Here is a 19,827-nt window from a genome sequence, read left to right on the forward strand (position 1 = left end):
AGAAGACCATTACAATAAACACTCAATGAAGCTCATCAACACCATAGTCCTCCCTTTTCTTCTTATTGTCACAATTAGCTGCACCAGCAATAATGCACAGGTTACAATACCTGTAGCCAGACAAGATACCTTAATCAGGAAAATTAAAGATACCATATCCATTACCGCAGTAGGCGATATTATGCTCGGCTCTGCTTTCCCCTCCAAAACCAATCTTCCACCGGATGATGCCATTAACAGCTTCCAGGCGGTTGATGGTTTATTAAAAGGCGATATCGTATTTGGAAACCTGGAAGGCTGTTTTCTTAATTCGGGTAATTCGAACAAATGTAATGGCATTAATCCGAACAACTGTTACGCTTTTAGAATGCCGGAGCGCTACGCCGGCATATACAAGGATGCAGGATTTAATGTGTTGAGTATCGCCAATAACCATGTTGGCGATTTTGACGCAAAGGGAAGGAAAAACACGGCAAGGATTTTAGATTCACTACAGATTCATTATGCCGGACAGGTAAACAAACCTTTTGAAGTTTTTGAAAAAGATAGTGTGAAGTATGCCTTCTGTGCTTTTGCTCCAAATGAGAATACGGTATCCATAAATAAGATTGATAGCGCGAAAGCTTTGGTGGCCCGTTTAAAATCAATGGCTGATATTGTGATTGTTTCTTTTCATGGCGGCGGTGAAGGTGCAAGATTTGAACACGTTCCGCGCAAGAACGAGATTTTTTACAAAGAAAACCGGGGCAATGTTTACGCCTTTGCCCATGCCGTTATTGATGCTGGCGCCGATGTCGTGCTCGGACATGGCCCGCACGTAACGCGGGCAGTTGAAGTTTATAAAAATAAATTCATCGCCTACAGTCTGGGGAATTTTTGTACCTATGGAATGTTCAGCTTAAAAGGCAATAACGGCATTGCACCCTTATTGCAGCTAAAAGTAAATGCAAAGGGCGATTTTCTCTATGCCAATATTGTATCGGTTAAACAAGATAAGATTAACCGTTTAACCCTGGATGATACCCACAGTGCCTTTAAACGGATTAAAGAGCTAACAGATATTGATTTCATTGGTCACCAGTTGAAATTTGCTGATCACAGGATCAGTTTAAAAGATTAATCTTCTGCGACATCAATCTCAATTTATTTCAGAATATTTGTGGTCTGAAACCGTCATATTTTAAGTCGTGTAATGCCTGAATAAATGGCCCAAATCTTTTAAAAACAAATTTACAGATGAAAAAAGGATTAATACTACATTATATTATAGGTATTGCTGCTGCAATTTTGGTACTTGCAGCAGCCTACTACATTAATCAAAATCCTAAAAACCTATTATCTGCCGGGATTATTATACTGGCGGGTTGCTTAGTTGCTTTTAGCCAGTACCAGATCATCAAGCAAAAGAAAAAGCAGTGACATTACTGCAATTGGATGCTAACGGCTAAATTAAATTTTGGTGTGCCAATATTCAGGATGAAAGCTTAATCTAGCTTTCATCCTTTGTATTTTTTACCAGACCAATTCCGGACACAAAGAAAATTAATCCGATTATGCCATAAACCATCAATCCCCTTGTATTTTGATTGTGGTTTACAAATCCATATCCGGCATAAATTAGGCCGATAATTCCTAAAATGGTTAATATTGTTCCAAATGTTCGTTTTACGTTCATGATCTGTTTTTAACATCAAACAAGGAATTCAAACTTTTTGTTTGATGAAATTTTACGTAGTAGTTTCTATTTTGTTAGATTGTAATATTTAAATTACAGTAATGACTTTGTAATCCGAAAGTCTAACTTTAGGTATAATCCACCTGACAACAGGTGGATTAAATTTTTAATTAATACTAAAACGTTTTAATATAACCAGATATATCACTTTTATCATTTTGTGAATAGAGAACAGCAGGGGAAACACAACTACTTAATTTAAGGAATCAACTCAACCTAAATATTAACCCCAATGAAATAGATTGTGATCTTACTAACCACTTTAAGAGATCCCTTCTAACATTAAAACAATCTAAACAGATGAAAAACAAACGGACTATCCTCTTGGGCATGCTGATTTTTGCAGCTTTACTCTCTTGTTCCAAAAAAGGACTGGAAGAATCTCAACCTGCAATCACAAAAAATGCCGTGGCAAATGTAAACAACACCCTGCTTGCCGATCCTCCGCTTACCTGGCAAGAACATTGGTTTGACCATGTGCAGGTATTGCAACGGTTTTACCACGATACGAGCATTGTAGTTTACCACGATAATGATGTAAGCAGTACGGTTACCTGGCCCAATACGTATTTAGCTCAGGTTTGGAATTACACCAAAAGTAAATATGGGTCGTTTGGTACTGACTCTCGCTTATGGGCCATTTTTCATACCGGAAAATATAGCGGGGGGCATCCGAGCACTTACATGGATGCCAGCCACGATTACCGAAATGTAATCGATGTGGGATCCTCGAGCACAAGTGCCTGGCTCAGTGGGACAGGGAACGATCTGGATCTTACCACACATGAGGTAGGGCACATTGTAGAAGGTGCTTCGCGTAATGTACTTAATTCGCCTGCCTTTGGTATCTGGCACGATAGTAAATGGATGGAAATTTACATTTATGATGTTTACATTGGTCTTAACCGTTCGGCTGATGTGCAACGTTGGTATAATTTGGTTGCCAATGGATCGGAAAGCTATCCACGTGCGCAAACGTATTGGTTTAGAGACTGGTTTTTCCCTATCTACTCGCAACAGGGCGATGCTTCTTCACTAAATAAGTATTTCAGCCTGCTGGCACAGTATTTTCCTAAACAAACCGTAAATAATGGGCAAACCAATATACAGCGCTTTTCAAGATCAATGAATTATGGCGAGTTTATCCACTTCTGGAGCGGCGCAACAGGGATGGATTTAAAGCCACTTGCCTTAAGCGCTTTTGGTAACCTGGATGAGCAGGGCAATGATTGGGTGGCACAGTTGAATGCGGCAAAAACCGCCTTTCCCGGTGTAACATACCTGAAAGATATAAGCAGCCAGGCAGTTGTGAGTGTGAGTAACGAAAATGCTGGCGGTGCTGCTGCAGCTGAAGGTTCTGCTAAACTTTCTGATAGTTATTATAATACCAAGTTCTTTTTGGGAGCTTACCCTAACACTTTTTGGGCACAACTCACTTTTCCTGGCAGTCAGGTGGTAAAAGGATATACAATTACTGCGGGGAACGATGCACCGGATCGTGATCCGAAAAGCTGGAAACTTATGGGATCTAACGATGGTACGAATTATACTCAACTCGATATCCGAAGTAACGAAACTTTTGGCTTAAGAAGGCAAACAAAAAAAATGTTGATTTCAAACACTACCGCATACAAATATTATAAACTCTTTATTACTGCCAATAACGGGAGCGTAGATTTGCAATTAAGTGAGTGGAGGTTGTTGCAATAATATCAACTGCAGAATAAAGCTGATCCCGGAATTTACGAGTTGATCAATTCCGGGATCATAGTTTGCAAACGTATATTTTAAAATTATGCTTTTAAATTTTACCAAACGCCTAACCTGTTGGCTGGTGCAATATACATTTTCGCCGTTGCAGGAATGTTAAATGCTTTATAAAAGGCTTCCATGTTATAAACGGGCCCGTTCACGCGGAACATTTCCGGGCTATGCGGATCTGTTTTTAATCGTACGCGCATGCTCTCGTCGCGGGTTTTGATTCTCCAAACCTGGGCAAAGCTTAAGAAGAAACGTTGATCGGGTGTAAAACCATCAATTTTTTTATCTCCTTTTCCTTGTTCAGTTAATTTAAAAGCATCATATGCAATGTTTAATCCACCAATATCGGCCAGGTTTTCACCCAAGGTTAATGAACCGTTTACATGTTGATTATCCAATAGCGAGAAGTTGTTGTAAAATGTTTCTACTTTACCAGCCTTGGCTTTAAATTGATCAGCATCGGCTTTTGTCCACCATTCTTTTAAATTACCTGTTGCATCGTACTGGCGCCCCTGATCGTCAAAACCATGCGTCATTTCGTGACCAATTACCGCACCTATTGCACCATAGTTAATGGCATCATCTGCGCTAAAATCAAAGAAAGGAAACTGTAAAATTCCGGCTGGGAAAACAATTTCATTGAAAGATGGATTATAATAGGCATTAACAGTTGGAGGAGTCATTCCCCACTCTGTTTTATCTAAGTCTTTACCGAGTTTATCCATCATTTCCTTGTAGGCATGTTTATTGGCCGATTGAAGGTTTGCATAATAGGTGTTTTTCGAAACCTCTACATCATCATATTTTTTCCATTTATCAGGATAACCGATTTTTTTGATAAATGCGTTCAGTTTTTCTAAAGCTTTCTTTTTAGTATCCTGCGTCATCCAATCTACCTTCTGGATTCTTTCAGCATATACCTTCTGCAAATTATTTACCAGGGTTAACATGCGCTCTTTCGCTTCTGGTTTGAAATACTTTTCGGCATATAACTGACCTAAAAGCTCTCCTAAATGACCATCAGTTGCATTTACAATGGCTTTCCATCTTTCTGCTGGTGCCTGCTGACCATAAAGTGTTTTAGAGAAAAAATCGAATTTAGCATCTCTGAATTTTTTGGGGAAAGCATTAGCCGAGCTGTTCAATGCATCAAACTTTAATTTTTCTTTCCAGATTTCGATAGGCTGGCTTTTTATCAAGGCTGACAAGGTTTGATAATATTTTGGCTGCCTAACAATAACGGTATCCGTACTTGCACCCAGTTTGCTTAGAACGGATTTCCAATCAATGTTTGGGGTCTGTTTTTGAAAATCAGCCACTGTCATTTTGTGATAGTTTTTTTGTGGATCGCGCAGTTGAACAGGTGTTGAATGGGATTGTGCAATCGCTGTTTCCAGTTTTAAAATATCAGTGGCATATCTAGCTGCGTTTGCAGAATCGCCCGAAAGGTTAAAGATTTTTGTGATGTATTTGATGTACTCGGCTCTGATTTTTTTGGCTTTATCATCCTGGTCCAGGTAATAACTGCGATCTGGTAAGGTAATGCCCGCCTGCGTAAATGATAAGGCATTTTTACTGCTTAATTTATCGTCAGGTTCTACGCCAAAACCTAATAAATCGCCTTCGCCTTCTTTATAGCCCCCGGCAATAAAATTGATTAAATCCTGATCATTTTTAATCCTCTCAATTTTACTTAAAAGCGGCTTTATGGGTTCGATGCCCAGCTTTTCGATGGTAAGGGTGTCCATTCCGCTGGTATAAAAATCGCCAACTTTCTGTTCCGCACTACCTTTGGCCGCCTTCGCTTTTGAAGCGTTTTCGAGAATACTTTTCAGATTCTTCAGGTTATCATTGTATAAAGTATAAAAAGAGCCCCAGCCAGTTTCCGTTTTAGGAATTTCGGTATTTTTCATCCATTTTCCATTGGCATACAGGAAAAAGTTATCACCAGGTTTAACAGTCGTATCCATACCGGCCTTATCAAAAAAATCGGTACGTTTATTTACGATATCCGTTTCCTGATGGCTTTTATTCTGGCATGCTGCAAATAGCAAAATGCCTGCCGCCGGGAGAAATAATTTAATTTTCATCTGCGTAAAATTTGTTTTAAGTGATCAGATTTTCATTCCACCGCGCGGTTTGGAAAATCATGATGATTTTATTTATATAAGTTAGTTAGAAAAACTTAAAGCTACGAAATGCCTGGTGTAGTTTGTATGAATTTTTATACCTTCATAAAAAAATCTAATTATGCAATATACCGTTTACATTTTAGTAGTAATAGGAGTTATTATACTGCTAAGCTCATTCGTTACTGTTAAACAGGGCACCATCGCCGTAGTTACCGTTTTTGGTAAGTACCAGAGGCTTTTAAGACCAGGCTTAAATTTTAAAATTCCTTTAATAGAACAGATTTATTCGCGTATATCGATTCAGAACCGATCGGTTGAACTTTCTTTTCAGGCGGTAACGCAAGATCAGGCCAATGTTTATTTCAAGGCCATGCTGCTTTATTCTGTAATTAACCAGGATGAAGAAACCATCAAAAATGTAGCATTTAAATTTGTTGATGCGAGCAATCTGATGCAGGCGTTAATCAGAACCATCGAAGGTTCTATTCGTGCATATGTGGCTACGCAAAAGCAGGCAAATGTATTGGCCCAGCGAAATGAAATTGTGCTTCATGTTAAGGAGCAGATTGATCAGGTGCTGGATGGATGGGGTTACCATCTTCAGGATCTTCAGTTAAACGATATTACTTTTGACGAAGAAATTATGCGTTCCATGAGCCGTGTGGTAGCATCAAACAACTTAAAGGCAGCTGCCGAAAATGAAGGACAGGCTTTATTGATTACCAAAACCAAAGCTGCAGAAGCAGATGGTAATGCCATTAAAATTGCGGCTACAGCAGAGCGTGAAGCGGCTCAATTACGCGGCCAGGGTATTGCATTGTTCCGTGCGGAAGTTGCCCATGGTATGAGTAAAGCTGCCCAGGAAATGGAGCAGGCTAACCTTGATATTTCAGTGATCTTATTTACGATGTGGACGGAATCGATCAAACACTTTGCTGAAAATGGCGATGGCAATGTCATCTTTTTGGATGGCAGTACCGAAGGTATGAACAAAACCATGAAAGAAATGATGGCCATGCAGATGAGTAAACAAAATGAGCCGACGGCCAAGAAAGGGTAGTGATTTTGCAGTGCAGTTACAGAATGACGATTTTTTGAGGGATGTTACCTAATTAAATTTTATCTGTCATTCATATTGATTTTTACATCATAAATTATTCCGCAGGACGACAATTCTATATTGAGGAGATGGCCTCCATGAAATTCCAATCGAGGTATAATATGCCTTTAGCATTTGCAACTTTACAGCGAATTGGTTATTAAAGTTGACGACTCTGAAATCTAATGACAAAAAAGGCCGCTTTAGTATAAACTAAAACGGCCTTTTTTGTTGAAATATATTTCTTAGTTATTCTTTGGCATCACGCCTAAATTCATCACGTAGTTACCAGATTGTTGCATAAAATCGCCCATTACTTTTAACGATTCATCTTCAATGAAATCGAAAGCGTCCTGCTTGGTAATTTTATCACCTTTTTTAATGGCTGGCAATCCTCTCAACGCTCTTAATTCATTCTGCCTGGCTAATGTTTTAGCTTCCTGTGCATCACGTTCAGCTTTAAGTTTTGCCTCGTTTAAAGTTACGGAAACTTCGTTGTCACGTTTTTTAAGATCTGCGATATCTTGTTTCAGGTATTTAAAATCAAGGGAGTTTGCAATACGTTGCTCGCTACTTTTAATCAATTGTGCCTTAACAGCTGTTAAATTGGCCACTGCTTTAAAATTCGAACTCGGAATAACATCCCATGGCAAAGCAGATGGTTCTGTATCTTCTCCAATTTTATCCATTGGATAAACAGATGGGAAAACGATATCAGGAGTTACTCCTTTGTGTTGTGTACTGCTACCTGCCACACGGTAAAATTTTGCCATGGTTAAATTGATCTGGCCCAAGTTAATGTCAGCAGGGTTGGCACTGCTAGGAGAAGTTCCTACAGTTTTATCTTTTGAGATCAATCCAGCTACCCTTTGCAACATACTGGGGTTTACCAATTTATTTAAATCAATTGAAGATTGAACGGTACCTTTACCATAGGTTTGGCTACCCATAATAATCCCGCGCCCATAATCTTGTATAGCGCCTGCAAAAATTTCTGAGGCAGAAGCACTTAACCGGTCCACCATTACACCAAACGGACCATCCCAGGCCACACCACTATTTTCATCCTGATCCACTTCGATTTTGCCACGTAAATCTTTAACCTGTACAACAGGTCCTTTATCGATAAACAATCCGGTTAATGATATGGCTTCAACCAATGAACCTCCTCCGTTTCCACGTAAATCCATTACAATTGCATTTACCTTATCGTATGTTTTCAACGAGTCAATTAATTTTTTAACATCGCGGGTGGTACTTTTGTAATTTTTATCACCTGCATTAGCGGCTTTAAAATCTGCATAAAATGCAGGTAGGGTAATAATCCCGATTTTATAATCTTTACCATTACTGTTAATGGTTTTAACTTTCTTTTTGGCGCTTGTTTCTTCCAAAACAATTCTATCACGAACCAATTCGATAATTACTGGTTTAGATGACATTTCTTTTCCTGCAGGGATTACCTTTAAACGAACCTTGGTTCCTTTCGGGCCTTTGATTTTCGAAACGGTGTTATCTAATCTCCATCCTACAACATCTACAAACTCGCCATCGCCCTGGGCTACCGCAATAATACGGTCGCCGGCACTCAGCTGTTTACCCTTGAATGCAGGCCCGCCAGCAATAATCTCTGTAATTTTAACTACTTCATTTTCTAATTGTAAACGGGCACCAATACCTTCGAAAGAACGGGACATATCTTCGTTAAATGCGGCTGCATTGGTTGGGTTAAAATAGTTGGTGTGTGGATCAATGGATTCGGTAAAAGCATCCATCAAAATTTGAAAAACATCCTGGTTATTGGTTTTTGATGTTTGCGACTGTAGATTTTTATAACGTTTAGTTAGCGTTTCTATATTCTTAGATTCGGCAGTACCGGCTAAATTTAAGTTGATCAATTCGTATTTAACACGTTTTTTCCAATTTTCATTTAATATTGTCGAAGAAGTTGCCCATGGCTGTTTCTCTCTATCATATAGATAAGTATCGTTTTGGTTAAAATCAAATTTGGTTTTAATCTGTGCCAGAGAATAGTTAAAATATTCGTTTAGCCTTTTGGCATAAACGTTATAGATAAAAAACGGAGCGCTCAGATCCCCATTTTTAAAATCATCATCCAAAGTATATCTATATTTCTCAAATTCCTTGATATCTGATGCAAGGAAGTAATTTTTGCCTGGATCCAAAGATTTGATATACTTATCTAAAACGATGGATGAGATAGAATCGTTGATCTGAACTTTTTTGTAATTATAACTCTCAATCAGATTTACAACCTCTTTTATAACCAGTTGTTGCTGCTCGTCAGGTTTTACATTAGTAATTCCCTCAACCATGGGCTGGGTTTTAGGTGCAGCATGACAAGCAAGCACAGCCGCAGTAAAAATTACAAAAAATATTCTCTTTAACATTTCTCTAAATGATTTAAAATCCATTTCCAATTCTATATAGCCAATATGATACCATTTTAGCAAAAAAACAAAAAAGAGACAGCATTATTACCGTCTCTTGTTAAAACTTTATCAAATCTAACTAAAAGCTTTTTATTTAACAATTTCTTACGTAGAACGTTGAGCGTTATTTTTTGTTTTAAGGCAAAGGCAAATTTGACCAATTACAGACCTTTTAGAACTCCGTAGTGTGCTTTATGATGTGAAGGTTTAGCAGAATTGAGACCTCAGGCTAGCTTGGGTTTACCTTTTTACCGGTAGTTTTGTTGGCAATTGTTTCCCTAGCATCTTTAATCTGCATTTTATATTGGCTGGTTTTGATGGAGTTTGCCAGCCATTCGGCCGATTTGAGATCTCTCAGTGCAAGCGTAAAATCTTTCTTTTTAATTTTAACCTGAACAATACCTAGAATAGATTCTATATAAGCATTGTTGCTTTTTAACTGTTTTGCCAAAATACCTTGCTGGGTGTAGAACCACATGGATTGTGTATACTTGGAATTGGCCAGATAAACTTTGCCCAAAAGGTTATAGGTATTCATCACTCCGGCCCTGTTTCCGGTTTTGGAGTAATTTTTTAGGGCTACGTTTAAGAGAATCTGCTCCGCATCAGCAAAACGGCCAAGTTGATAGTGCATATTGCTCATTTTGATAACAGCCAGCCCGTACCTGTTGAAATTTTTTACTGAATTATATTCAAAAGCTGCCTTGCCGAATAAAGTGAGGGCTTCATTGTAATCGCCTTTTCGCTCAAAATCTTCTGCTTCCTCAAAAAAGGAATTTCCATCTTCCAACTCAAATTTAGATACCGCTATACTTATAGCACTGCCATTAGGTTCCTGGATCTCAGATTTATCTAGATTTTGAGCTTGTAGTTGTAATGATGCAAAAAGGCCAATTAAAGCCAATACAATTTTGGTCATGCAACAAAAATAATACTTTAAATCTAATTTCAGCTAAATACCTGTAAATTAACATCAAAAGCTGCCCAAACCATGTAAGGGTGCGAATCACAATGGTAAACTTCACCTGCTGCAGAAATACCGACAACACCTGCAAAGCCATCAAAAGCTTTAAGTTCTGCAAAAGATTTATCTGCTGCTTCTTTTAAAGAAAAACCATCGGTAACGCGGGTTACAATTTTTGCAGCCAAAGCGCCACTTACAATATCTTCGCCAACACCGGTACAGGAAATACCTGCGTATTGATTGGCATAGTTGCCTGCCACGGTTGCAGAATCGCTCACCCTGCAAGGAATTTCAAATCCTTTTCCGCCTGTGGAGGTTGCTGCTGCTAAATTTCCATCTGCATCAAGTGCTACACAGCCAACCGTTCCCTTATTATTTTTTTGGTTTAATTTGGCTTCGTATTCTGATTGGCGTTGTGGGGTAACCGGATTGAAATATTCAAATCCGTTTGTTCTGGCAAATTGCCGTGCACCATCGCCACTAAGCACCCGGTCATCATATATGAGCAGTTCCCTTGCAATATGTACAGGATTTCTAACATCTTCTACATTAATTACACCACTAAATTTCTCCGTTTTACCATCCATCAGCGCTGCGCTCAACCTTACCTTTCCATCGCTTTGAATCTGCGAACCGATACCTGCATTAAACAGCTCGTTATCTTCTAACAGTGCAACGGTATAAACCACGGTTTCTAAAGCAGTATGTGTTTTCAGATATTCGTGTCCGAGTGTCACAATCGAGGCTAAAGCATCCTGTTTCGCCTTTTTCGTTTCCTGGTTGGTAGACGATTCGCTGAAGAAACCGCCGTGTATGATTAGTTTCATTTTCTAGTATCGAGATGTTAGTATTAAGTATTGAAGTAAAAGTATCCGGAAATGGATTTCAAACCATACACCCTAAACCCTACACCTTAAGCCTTTCTAGGCTACAGGAATAACTTTTGGATGGTGGATCACCAAGCTATGGTCTGTTAAATCGTAAACATCTCCATCGCACATCACATGTACCACCATGTTTTTAATAGAGACAGGCTGCCCCATTTCTACATCGGTTAAATTGGTATCGGCCATCGTGCGGCCATCTACTAAAATGACCATTCCAGAGCCAATCGCCTCCATTTTATGCCCATCAGAAATAAAAAGCCCGGTATCTTCACCGAGTCCGATCCCTAAAATACCAGGATTACTGGCCGCTGCGTACAACAAGCGGCCAATTCTGCCGCGTTGAACAAAATGTGTATCTACAATAACATCATCTATAAAGCCTAATCCGCCGGTAATTTTAACCTCTCCTTTAAGTAAGGCATCTTTACTGCTCCCCTGGTAAATCATGTTTTTGGAACTTGCAGCTGCTCCGGCAGAGGTGCCAGCAATGACCACGGGTTCGTTTCTATATTTATCTAACAGGATCTGATGGGTTTTGGTGCCGCCGAATATGGAAGAAAGGCGGAGCTGATCGCCACCTGTAAAGATAATAACTTCTGCTGCTTTGATACGTTCGTAATTTTCATCAGAATTGGCTTCTTCGCGATTGGTAATATTAAGTACACCAACATTATGAACGTCTAATTGTGCGTAAGCCTTGATATATTCTTCGCCAACTTTCTCGGGCATTAATGATGCTGTGGTGATGATCTCGAAACGAGATTGCGTATCTCTTAATGATTCTGTAGTAATCCGTTTTAGAATTCCACGCTCGAAAAAATTCATATTTTCAGGCAGTCCGAATTGCGTTTCTGCGAAACTACCTGTATTTATTGCGCCACCAATGATGATGAGTTTACCTTTCGGAACCATTCTTTGTGTATTATAATTGTATCAAAAAACCCAAATATATAGGCTTAAGATAAAAAACACGACTTTTTTTGTAAAGAATATTCAATTTATTAACAAAAGTTAAAATATGATAACCTAAAATTAACAAGATTGCCCTTGAAAATAAAACAAATACGCCTTAAAATTGATTTAGCTAAATGAAACGTCTATTTTCAAAATAAATGCATAATTTACAGTCATCAATTTCATTCTTAAAATTGAGTATAAAGAGCGATTCCTAAATCTCTCTTTAACATAAAAAACGAACAAAACATTACATGAAGATATTAAATATACAAGTATTAAGAGGGCCAAATATATGGTCTATTAACCGGAAGAAATTGATCCAGATGCGACTGGATTTGGAAGATTTGGAGCAAAAACCAACCAATGTAATAGACGGATTTAGCGAAAGGATGGAGAAGCTGTTGCCCAGCATGTTTACCCATCGGTGCTCAAAAGGTGTTGAAGGTGGCTTTTTTACGCGTGTGAAAGAAGGAACCTGGATGGGACACGTAATTGAGCACATTGCACTCGAAATTCAGACACTTGCAGGCATGGAAACTGGCTTTGGCAGAACACGCATGACTAAAACCGAAGGGATTTATAATGTGGTTTTCAGTTACCTGGAGGAAAAAGTAGGGGTTTACTCCGCAGAAGCAGCAGTTAGAATTGCAGAAGCTTTGATCAATAATGAAGAGTACGATTTAGAACACGATATCCGCAGAATGAAAGAGATACGTGAACTGGAAGCCTTAGGCCCAAGTACAGGTTCGATTGTAGAGGAAGCAGTAAAAAGAAGCATTCCATGGATAAGATTGAACAAAAGTTCGTTGGTACAGTTGGGTTATGGTAAAAATCAGGTGCGTTTTAGGGCTACCATGACTGAAAAAACCAGTAGCATTGCTGTAGATCTTGCCAGTAATAAGGAAGAAACGAAGCGTTTGCTTACCGAAGCTGCCATTCCGGTAGCTGCAGGGGTAACCATTTCTAATCCTGAAGATCTGGAAGCTTCCGTTAAAAAGGTTGGATTTCCCTTAGTTTTTAAACCACTTGATGGCAACCACGGTAAAGGTGCAACCATTAATGTAAAAACAATGGAAGATGCTGTGGCGGCGTTTGAATATGCCAAAACTTATTCGAGAAGGGTAATTATTGAAAAATACATTACCGGATTTGACTTCCGGGTGCTGGTCATCGATCATAAAGTAGTTGCTGCGGCACAACGCGATCCGGCCCATGTAAAAGGAAACGGGATCCATACCATCCAGGAATTAATTGATCAGGAAAATGAAGATCCACGTCGTGGTTATGGCCATGAAAATGTGTTAACGGAAATCGCTGTAGACCGCGATACGTTGGATTTATTAGCCAAAAAAGAATATACCTTATCAACCATTCCGGAAAAAGGAGAGGTGGTTTATTTAAAATCGACCGCCAATTTAAGTACAGGAGGAACATCTATTGATGTGACAGACATTGTTCACCCACAGAATATTTTCATCTGCGAGCGGATTTCGAGGGTAATCGGACTGGATATTTGCGGTATCGATATCATGGCACAAAACCTTACCCAACCGCTAACCGAAAATGGCGGTGTGGTATTAGAAGTTAATGCTGCCCCTGGTTTTAGAATGCACCTGGCACCGAGCGAAGGTTTACCGCGTAACGTTGCAGCACCTGTAATTGATATGCTTTATCCGCAGGGAAAATTATCGCAGATCCCGATTATTGCTGTTACCGGAACCAATGGAAAAACCACCACTACCCGTTTAATTGCACACATTATCCGTAGCAATGGTAAACGTGTAGGTTTTACAACCAGTGATGGTGTGTATGTGCACAATACCATGTTAATGAAGGGCGATACTACCGGACCGATAAGTGCTGAGTTTATTTTAAAAGACCCAACGGTAGAGTTTGCCGTATTGGAAACCGCCCGTGGTGGAATTTTAAGGTCAGGTTTAGGATTTAATACCTGCGATATCGGTGTGGTTACCAATATACAGGAAGATCACCTTGGGCTTTCTGACATCCATAATCTTGATGATTTAACCCGGGTTAAGGCCGTTGTAATCGGAGCGGTGCGCCGCAAAGGTTGGGCCGTATTAAATGCTGACAATGGTTATTGTGTTCGCATTGCTAAAGAGGCCCGCTGCAATGTTGCTTATTTTAGTATGGATGAAAATAATCCTGTAGTAAAAGAGCATTGTAGAAAAGGCGGAATTGCTGCCATTTATGAAAATGGATACATCACGATTAAAACCGGCGATTGGAAATTAAGGGTAGATAAAGCCACCCACGTCCCTCTAACCTTTGGTGGTTCTGTCAACTTTATGATCCAGAATGTACTGGCAGCAACATTGGCAGCCTATTTATGGGGTTATAAACCTGAAGATATCCGTTTATCGTTAGAGACCTTTATCCCTTCAGCAGCGCACACACCAGGAAGGATGAATATTTTCAGGTTCAAAGATTTTAAAGTACTGGTAGATTTTGCGCATAATCCCGATGGATTTAATGGCGTGAAAGGTTTCTTGCAAGGCGTTGAGGCAACAGAACAGGTTGGAATTATTTCTGCAACAGGAGATAGAAGAGATGAGGATATTCTGGAAACTGCCCGTATTTCTGCACAGATGTTTGATAAGATTTACATCTGTCAGGAAAAATATCTTCGTGGCAGACAACAACAGGAGCTGGTTGATTTGCTGATTAAAGGTATAAGAGAAGTAGATCCTAATAAAGAGATTATTGTAAACAATAAAAGCACAGCCTGTTTACAGATTGCCATTGAAACGGCTAAAAAAGGCTCTTACCTAACTATTTTAAGTAATACGATTGATAATACCATTCAGCGTGTTACTGAACATCTGGATAAGGAATTGGAATCGTAGCCAATATCGTTTTTCCTGCCGTTGATCGTCACCCTGAACCGAGCCTCGGCGAGCTCACCGAAGGTAATTTATTTCAAGGGTCTTAAATAAATATTATTAGATGCTGACCACTTAGTAGCTATTAGGCCTTTAAAACAATAGAAACTGCTAATAAAACAAGTTCAGCATGACGATGGGGTTAAAAAAAACCTCCTTTGATTATGATCAAAGGAGGTTTTCATTTTTATATATTTACTTAGGCCTGCGCATCACGTAATCTTTTAATTTCATCATGCGATTCTCTCAAAGAGGCTTTTTGATCTGAAATTAATTCTCTGATATTAGAAGGGACATCTTCTCCCTCCAGGGCCATTTTGTATGCATTTTGTGCAGCATCCTCACCAAACTCACAGTTATTTAAAACTGTTTTACGATCGTGTCCGGTAAAAAGTGCTTTAACATCCATCCAGGCCCTGTAAATTTTGCCTGAATTGGTTGTTCCTGTTTCAATATCTTCACCTAAAGCTGATACTTCAGTTGCCAGTGCCATTTTATATTTTTGACTTTCGCCTATCATATTTAAGAATAACGTCTTCAAATCGGCATCTTCATCTTTTAATTCCTGACGCGCTTTTTCATAACCTTCAATACGGTCATTGTTAATTTGGATTAAATCGTTTAGTACCTCAGCTGTTTCTGTTGTCGTTTTCATGTTTTTTATTTTTATAGTTTTGATGTTATAAAAGCAACATGAGCAATTAAAAAAGGTTTGTCATTTTTTTTAATTGCATAACGGTAAGCCATATAGGTTTTTTAGATCATATAGTGGGTGCTGTTATTATTTTTTGGAAAAATATTGTGTCAGCTTTTCTTTTACAAAACGCCTAACCCTTGTTACCATATTGCCTTTACGCTTGGTCAGAAAGCTTTTGATGGCTTTGTATGCAATAGGATCTTCTGCTATTACAGTTGGGAATTCAACAATTTGTTTAGGGTTGATCACGACGTTATAGATATCGTTGATTCCGGAATGTACACCTGTGCCATCGTGGCCGATGTTGTTAACGAGTGATTGAGATGGGTTAAGTGTTATACCTCCTTTTAAAAAGATAGAGGCATACCACCTTATGGCCCAGCTATTATTTTTTCCTTTTTTAAATTCCTGCATTTGTTTCCAGAAATTCATTTTATGATCAATAGAAAATGCAGTCCTTTTCTTTTTATCAAACTGTTTAAGAAGAACATCAATATTTGGTTCAAAATTTTTCCATGCCCTGCCCCATGTGGCCCACCCCCAACTTGTGGCTGCCCTGTAGAAAAAAGATTGAGGAAGATCATCTGCTTTTAAGGGATACATATAAGCTCCAATGTGCATTACTTTTTCCTCTTCACGATAATGGTTTAAGGCATTGTTGAAATAGGCTAAGGTGTGCGGAGAGGTAATGAGATCATCTTCAAATACAATTACCTGATCGTATTCTGATATTAATTGGGTAACCCCTGCAATTACCGCATTGGCTAAACCTGCATTAACCTTACTTTCTATTACTTTGACAGACTTAAATCCATCTGCTTTTTTAATGATTTTTCTTACTTCCGCAACTTTTTCTCTATCCAGATCGGTTTTGGCTCCATCAGAAAAAATATACAAATGACTTTGCGCTGCCGACTCATTCTGTTGCAGAAATTGTAAGGTACGTGCTGTGTGCTGCGGACGGTTGTATACGAAAAGTGCTATTGGTGCAAGGTTTTGCATTTTTGTTTTTACAAGTTAAGATTTATAGGGTTAACCATAATACTAAGTTGGCCACATCTTTTACCATATAAGAAATGTAAGGCACATATAAGTTTAGGCAAAAATATACTAATAAATTGATTCATATATTTCGTTTACGTATGTTTTTTGGCCTTCTGAAAAGATATGCAAACAATTAAAGTTTATCATTAATCCAAGGGGTAATTCTAATAACTTCACATAAGTTAACAGTTGGGCTACATGAATTGGTGCAACACTTTCAACAGCTTTAAATTCAACAACTAGCGAATCCTCAACTAGTAAGTCACACCTTAATTCTGAATTAATTATTAACCCTTTATAATCTATTTGGACGGTTAACTCTGATTTGAAATTAATATTTCTGATTTGCAGCTCGTGAATCATGCATTTATGATAAGTGCATTCTAAAAGCCCTGGGCCTAAAGCTCTATGAACCTCAATTGCTGCTCCGTTTACCTTGTAAACTAAGTCCTTTAAGTAATTTCTAGTTAATAACATTCCTTTATTATCTTTTGTTAAATAATTAACCAGGGATGTTTTTTAAACAGATTTAATTTCTATTGCAATATACCGAATTAAAGTTTGGTAGTAGCGATCACACTTAAATTTTCTTCTATTCCTTATATGGTTAAATGGCCACGTAAAACTTCGATTAATATAACGGTACATCCAGTATAGGCTTAACATTGAAGAAGTTTAAGGTCATATAAGTTTGATATTCTTAGCTTATATATTCCCTTTTAGCGCTAAAATATCTGCAGGTTATGATCTGATTTTTGGGTTAACACGGTATAGGCATTGGCAAACTGCTCCTGTTTTTTCCTTCCTAATATATTACCCAGGGTTTTCTTTATCCTGTATTCTAACTCTATTTTTAGGTTTTTGGAAAATGTTTTAGGTGCTTTTCTATTGATAAATTCATTAAATTTTACCGTTTCGGTTGCCGTCATTGAAATTTTATCGGCTAAAATTTCCAGCCCTTCGCTTTGCAGCAAAAACCGGAGCGAAGTTGGGGTGTACATGTTAATGTGCCCATAATCCATAAAGTGTTTCATGCGTTTATCTACATCAAAACGGTAATCTTTTGGCACTTCCACTACAATATATTTAGCTACGCGCTTTAACTCCCTGATAAGTAATCTTTCATGCTCTACATGCTCCAAAACATGCGCAAGGATAACCAGGTCAAATGTATTGTCTTCATAAGGGATTTTGTAGCCATCAAAAGTTTGTGCTTCTTTTAAACTGGATAGGTTACGATCTTTTATCAGGTCTACACCACTTTGTGCAATTTCCAAAGCATAAAGTTCCGGCGCGAAATGCCATTCATTTAAAAAGTGTAAAATACTCCCGTCTCCGGCGCCAACCTCGAGCACTTTTTTTCGCTTTATGCCTTTGCAGACGTCGATAATGTTCTGCGCTTTATATTTTGCGCCGAGCATCCTCCATGCCACATCGCTATTGGTATAAAAATTATCGTAAGCTGTTTTTACTTCTTCAGTTAACATTTGTGCCATCAGGTACAAATATAACTCTTGAGAATTATATAATTTGAATAAACTGAAAAGACGAAATTTTCATCTTATAAAATTATATTTTTTGTGTTACAAAACCTACTCGAACGAAAATTTAATATGTATTATTAATTATATTTCATACATTAGAAATATTGACATCAGTTCTGATTGCTTTTCCGAATTAAAAAAACATTATAAACAAAAAACGTCACACGTTTAAAAAAACAACAACAATTTAAATTAAGCTTCATTTATGAAAACTAAACAAACCATTAAAGGGTTGCTTTTGATTGCGGCCATCTCAATTTATTCCCTGGGCTGTAAAAAGAACGGGGAAAGTGCCACACAGCCTGAAGTAAATAAAAAAGACGCTGTATTTACTTATATTAAAAGTCTGGGTTTTCCAGCTTCATCGATTAAAGATGCTGGTAACGACTATATTGTAGAAGATGATATCTTGTTTCCTAAAGATATGCAGATTCCTTCAAGTACAGGACCAAAAACAGAACAGTATTATACGGGCAATTTGGTGAGCACTACAAACAGAACCAACATTAGGATTTTAGTAGACGCCTCGATGTCAAGTATGATGTCAGAAATTAACTCAGCCGTTGATCAATGGAACAACGTGCCTAATGCAAATATTCATTTTAATATTGTTTATAGTGGCGGTTATGATATTCTGATTAAAGATGAGAATTTAGGTAATGGTTATTGTGGAGTAGCTCGTTTTCCTATTAATGGAAATGCAGGCGGGTTAATAAAAATTAATAAAACTTATATTTCAGGAAATAGCTTTGATCAAAGACAGCGTACAATTACACATGAAATAGGACACTGTGTAGGTTTCAGGCACACGAACTGGCAGGCAAGTGGTGAGCCTCAAAATGGCACTGATGACATTGGCACTCCTGCAAGTGCAATTGATGTTCCAAACGTTGGAGGTACTGACCCCGGCTCCCTAATGAATGGCGGACAATGTGGTTATGGTGCAGCTTATCTGTCTAATATGGATAAACAAGCAATAGCATCATTATATCCTGTTGTAACAACTAATCCTTCTGGTACACTGTCCACCATGGCAGGTATTGATATTGGTACGGATGACGGGGTTTATTTTTGGGGTTTATCAGGTTTTGTTACCAAAGGCAATTCAACATCTATAAGCGGAGTAACTCAGCAATATTATTTACCATCAGGAAAAAATTATAGTGATGTAATCGATATGGCAATATCAAATGCAGGTCGCGGATATGTGTGGTATAAAGATGGAACCATGTCAGTAGGACAGGGAATAGGCAACTTTGGCGATTATATCTTGCCCAAAAACTATGTATTACCCACTGGTAAGGTCCCTGCAGATATAGCTGGTATTGCCATTTTAAAATCTAATGATCATTGCTTTGCTTTTTATAGAGATGGGACTTTTTCTGAGGGTAATTCCACTGATTTAGGCGCTTATGCAGGTTTGCAAAATTATGTGATCTCATCTTCAGAAACATATAACAATATTGTGGATGTGGGTATAGCAGCTTCATCAGGAAAATTCTATGTTTGGTTTTCAGACAACAAGATGTCAGTTGGAAGTGCATATAACTTAAATGATTATATTCCTTTAAAACCAATGAATTAATTGTCTTAAGAAATATTCTTTCCGTTACATTTCCCCTTAGAAGATATTCTTAGGGGAAATGTTTCG

Annotated in this window: 16 protein-coding genes; 6 read left to right on the forward strand and 10 right to left on the reverse strand. The window is 38.3% G+C overall.

The features are described 5' to 3' along the window. Nucleotides 1–25 precede the first annotated feature (25 nt). Entirely contained in the window at nucleotides 26–1,120 is a 1,095-nt protein-coding gene (locus ABEG20_RS16990) for a CapA family protein (protein ID WP_406824446.1), read from the forward strand. Between the two features lie 116 nt (nucleotides 1,121–1,236). Further along, the gene (locus ABEG20_RS16995) at nucleotides 1,237–1,419 is read left to right on the forward strand and encodes a hypothetical protein (RefSeq protein ID WP_265851125.1); all 183 of its coding nucleotides are present in this window, start codon (nucleotides 1,237–1,239) and stop codon (nucleotides 1,417–1,419) included. A gap of 70 nt (nucleotides 1,420–1,489) precedes the next feature. Here the strand turns inward: ABEG20_RS16995 and ABEG20_RS17000 are convergent, their stop codons facing one another. Then, nucleotides 1,490–1,675: a hypothetical protein gene (locus ABEG20_RS17000; protein WP_113950816.1), complete on the reverse strand. Its 186-nt coding sequence runs from the start codon at nucleotides 1,673–1,675 to the stop codon at nucleotides 1,490–1,492. A gap of 360 nt (nucleotides 1,676–2,035) precedes the next feature. Between ABEG20_RS17000 and ABEG20_RS17005 the strand changes: the two genes are divergently transcribed. Next, entirely contained in the window at nucleotides 2,036–3,445 is a 1,410-nt protein-coding gene (locus tag ABEG20_RS17005) for a hypothetical protein (protein WP_387505391.1), read from the forward strand. Nucleotides 3,446–3,543: 98 nt separating this feature from the next. Here the strand turns inward: ABEG20_RS17005 and ABEG20_RS17010 are convergent, their stop codons facing one another. Continuing rightward, on the reverse strand, nucleotides 3,544–5,586 hold the full coding sequence (locus tag ABEG20_RS17010) for a M13 family metallopeptidase (RefSeq protein ID WP_406824447.1): 2,043 nt from the start codon (nucleotides 5,584–5,586) through the stop codon (nucleotides 3,544–3,546). Nucleotides 5,587–5,746: 160 nt separating this feature from the next. Here ABEG20_RS17010 and ABEG20_RS17015 point away from each other — a divergent pair, with 160 nt between their 5' ends. Next, the gene (locus tag ABEG20_RS17015; protein WP_406824448.1) at nucleotides 5,747–6,688 is read left to right on the forward strand and encodes an SPFH domain-containing protein; all 942 of its coding nucleotides are present in this window, start codon (nucleotides 5,747–5,749) and stop codon (nucleotides 6,686–6,688) included. A 284-nt stretch (nucleotides 6,689–6,972) separates the two neighbouring features. Here the strand turns inward: ABEG20_RS17015 and ABEG20_RS17020 are convergent, their stop codons facing one another. The 4 genes from ABEG20_RS17020 to ABEG20_RS17035 form a co-directional block, all read right to left on the reverse strand. Then, complete coding sequence (locus ABEG20_RS17020) at nucleotides 6,973–9,138, reverse strand: carboxy terminal-processing peptidase (RefSeq protein ID WP_406824449.1); 2,166 nt, start codon at nucleotides 9,136–9,138, stop codon at nucleotides 6,973–6,975. 271 nt (nucleotides 9,139–9,409) lie between these two features. Then, on the reverse strand, nucleotides 9,410–10,099 hold the full coding sequence (locus ABEG20_RS17025; RefSeq protein ID WP_406824450.1) for a hypothetical protein: 690 nt from the start codon (nucleotides 10,097–10,099) through the stop codon (nucleotides 9,410–9,412). Nucleotides 10,100–10,128: 29 nt separating this feature from the next. Next, nucleotides 10,129–10,971, reverse strand: a complete 843-nt coding sequence (locus ABEG20_RS17030) for an isoaspartyl peptidase/L-asparaginase (RefSeq protein ID WP_406824451.1) — start codon at nucleotides 10,969–10,971, stop codon at nucleotides 10,129–10,131. Nucleotides 10,972–11,067: 96 nt separating this feature from the next. Continuing rightward, nucleotides 11,068–11,943, reverse strand: coding sequence for a cyanophycinase (locus ABEG20_RS17035; RefSeq protein ID WP_406824452.1), 876 nt, complete (start codon nucleotides 11,941–11,943; stop codon nucleotides 11,068–11,070). A gap of 296 nt (nucleotides 11,944–12,239) precedes the next feature. Between ABEG20_RS17035 and cphA the strand changes: the two genes are divergently transcribed. Beyond that, nucleotides 12,240–14,855, forward strand: a complete 2,616-nt coding sequence (cphA, locus tag ABEG20_RS17040; RefSeq protein ID WP_406824453.1) for a cyanophycin synthetase — start codon at nucleotides 12,240–12,242, stop codon at nucleotides 14,853–14,855. A gap of 235 nt (nucleotides 14,856–15,090) precedes the next feature. Here the strand turns inward: cphA and ABEG20_RS17045 are convergent, their stop codons facing one another. The 4 genes from ABEG20_RS17045 to ABEG20_RS17060 all read right to left on the reverse strand — a co-directional run bounded on the left by ABEG20_RS17045 (nucleotide 15,091) and on the right by ABEG20_RS17060 (nucleotide 18,128). Next, nucleotides 15,091–15,546, reverse strand: coding sequence for a PA2169 family four-helix-bundle protein (locus tag ABEG20_RS17045; RefSeq protein ID WP_406824454.1), 456 nt, complete (start codon nucleotides 15,544–15,546; stop codon nucleotides 15,091–15,093). A gap of 126 nt (nucleotides 15,547–15,672) precedes the next feature. Then, complete coding sequence (locus ABEG20_RS17050) at nucleotides 15,673–16,590, reverse strand: glycosyltransferase (RefSeq protein ID WP_406824455.1); 918 nt, start codon at nucleotides 16,588–16,590, stop codon at nucleotides 15,673–15,675. Between the two features lie 108 nt (nucleotides 16,591–16,698). Beyond that, entirely contained in the window at nucleotides 16,699–17,109 is a 411-nt protein-coding gene (locus ABEG20_RS17055; RefSeq protein ID WP_406824456.1) for a GxxExxY protein, read from the reverse strand. Between the two features lie 248 nt (nucleotides 17,110–17,357). Next, nucleotides 17,358–18,128, reverse strand: coding sequence for a class I SAM-dependent methyltransferase (locus ABEG20_RS17060; protein ID WP_406824457.1), 771 nt, complete (start codon nucleotides 18,126–18,128; stop codon nucleotides 17,358–17,360). 253 nt (nucleotides 18,129–18,381) lie between these two features. On the opposite strand from ABEG20_RS17060, the gene ABEG20_RS17065 reads away from it, so the two are divergent. After that, on the forward strand, nucleotides 18,382–19,761 hold the full coding sequence (locus tag ABEG20_RS17065; RefSeq protein ID WP_406824458.1) for a M57 family metalloprotease: 1,380 nt from the start codon (nucleotides 18,382–18,384) through the stop codon (nucleotides 19,759–19,761). Nucleotides 19,762–19,827: the final 66 nt, after the last annotated feature.

It is taken from the genome of Pedobacter sp. KACC 23697 (assembly GCF_045348445.1).
In the GTDB taxonomy this organism is placed as follows: domain Bacteria; phylum Bacteroidota; class Bacteroidia; order Sphingobacteriales; family Sphingobacteriaceae; genus Pedobacter.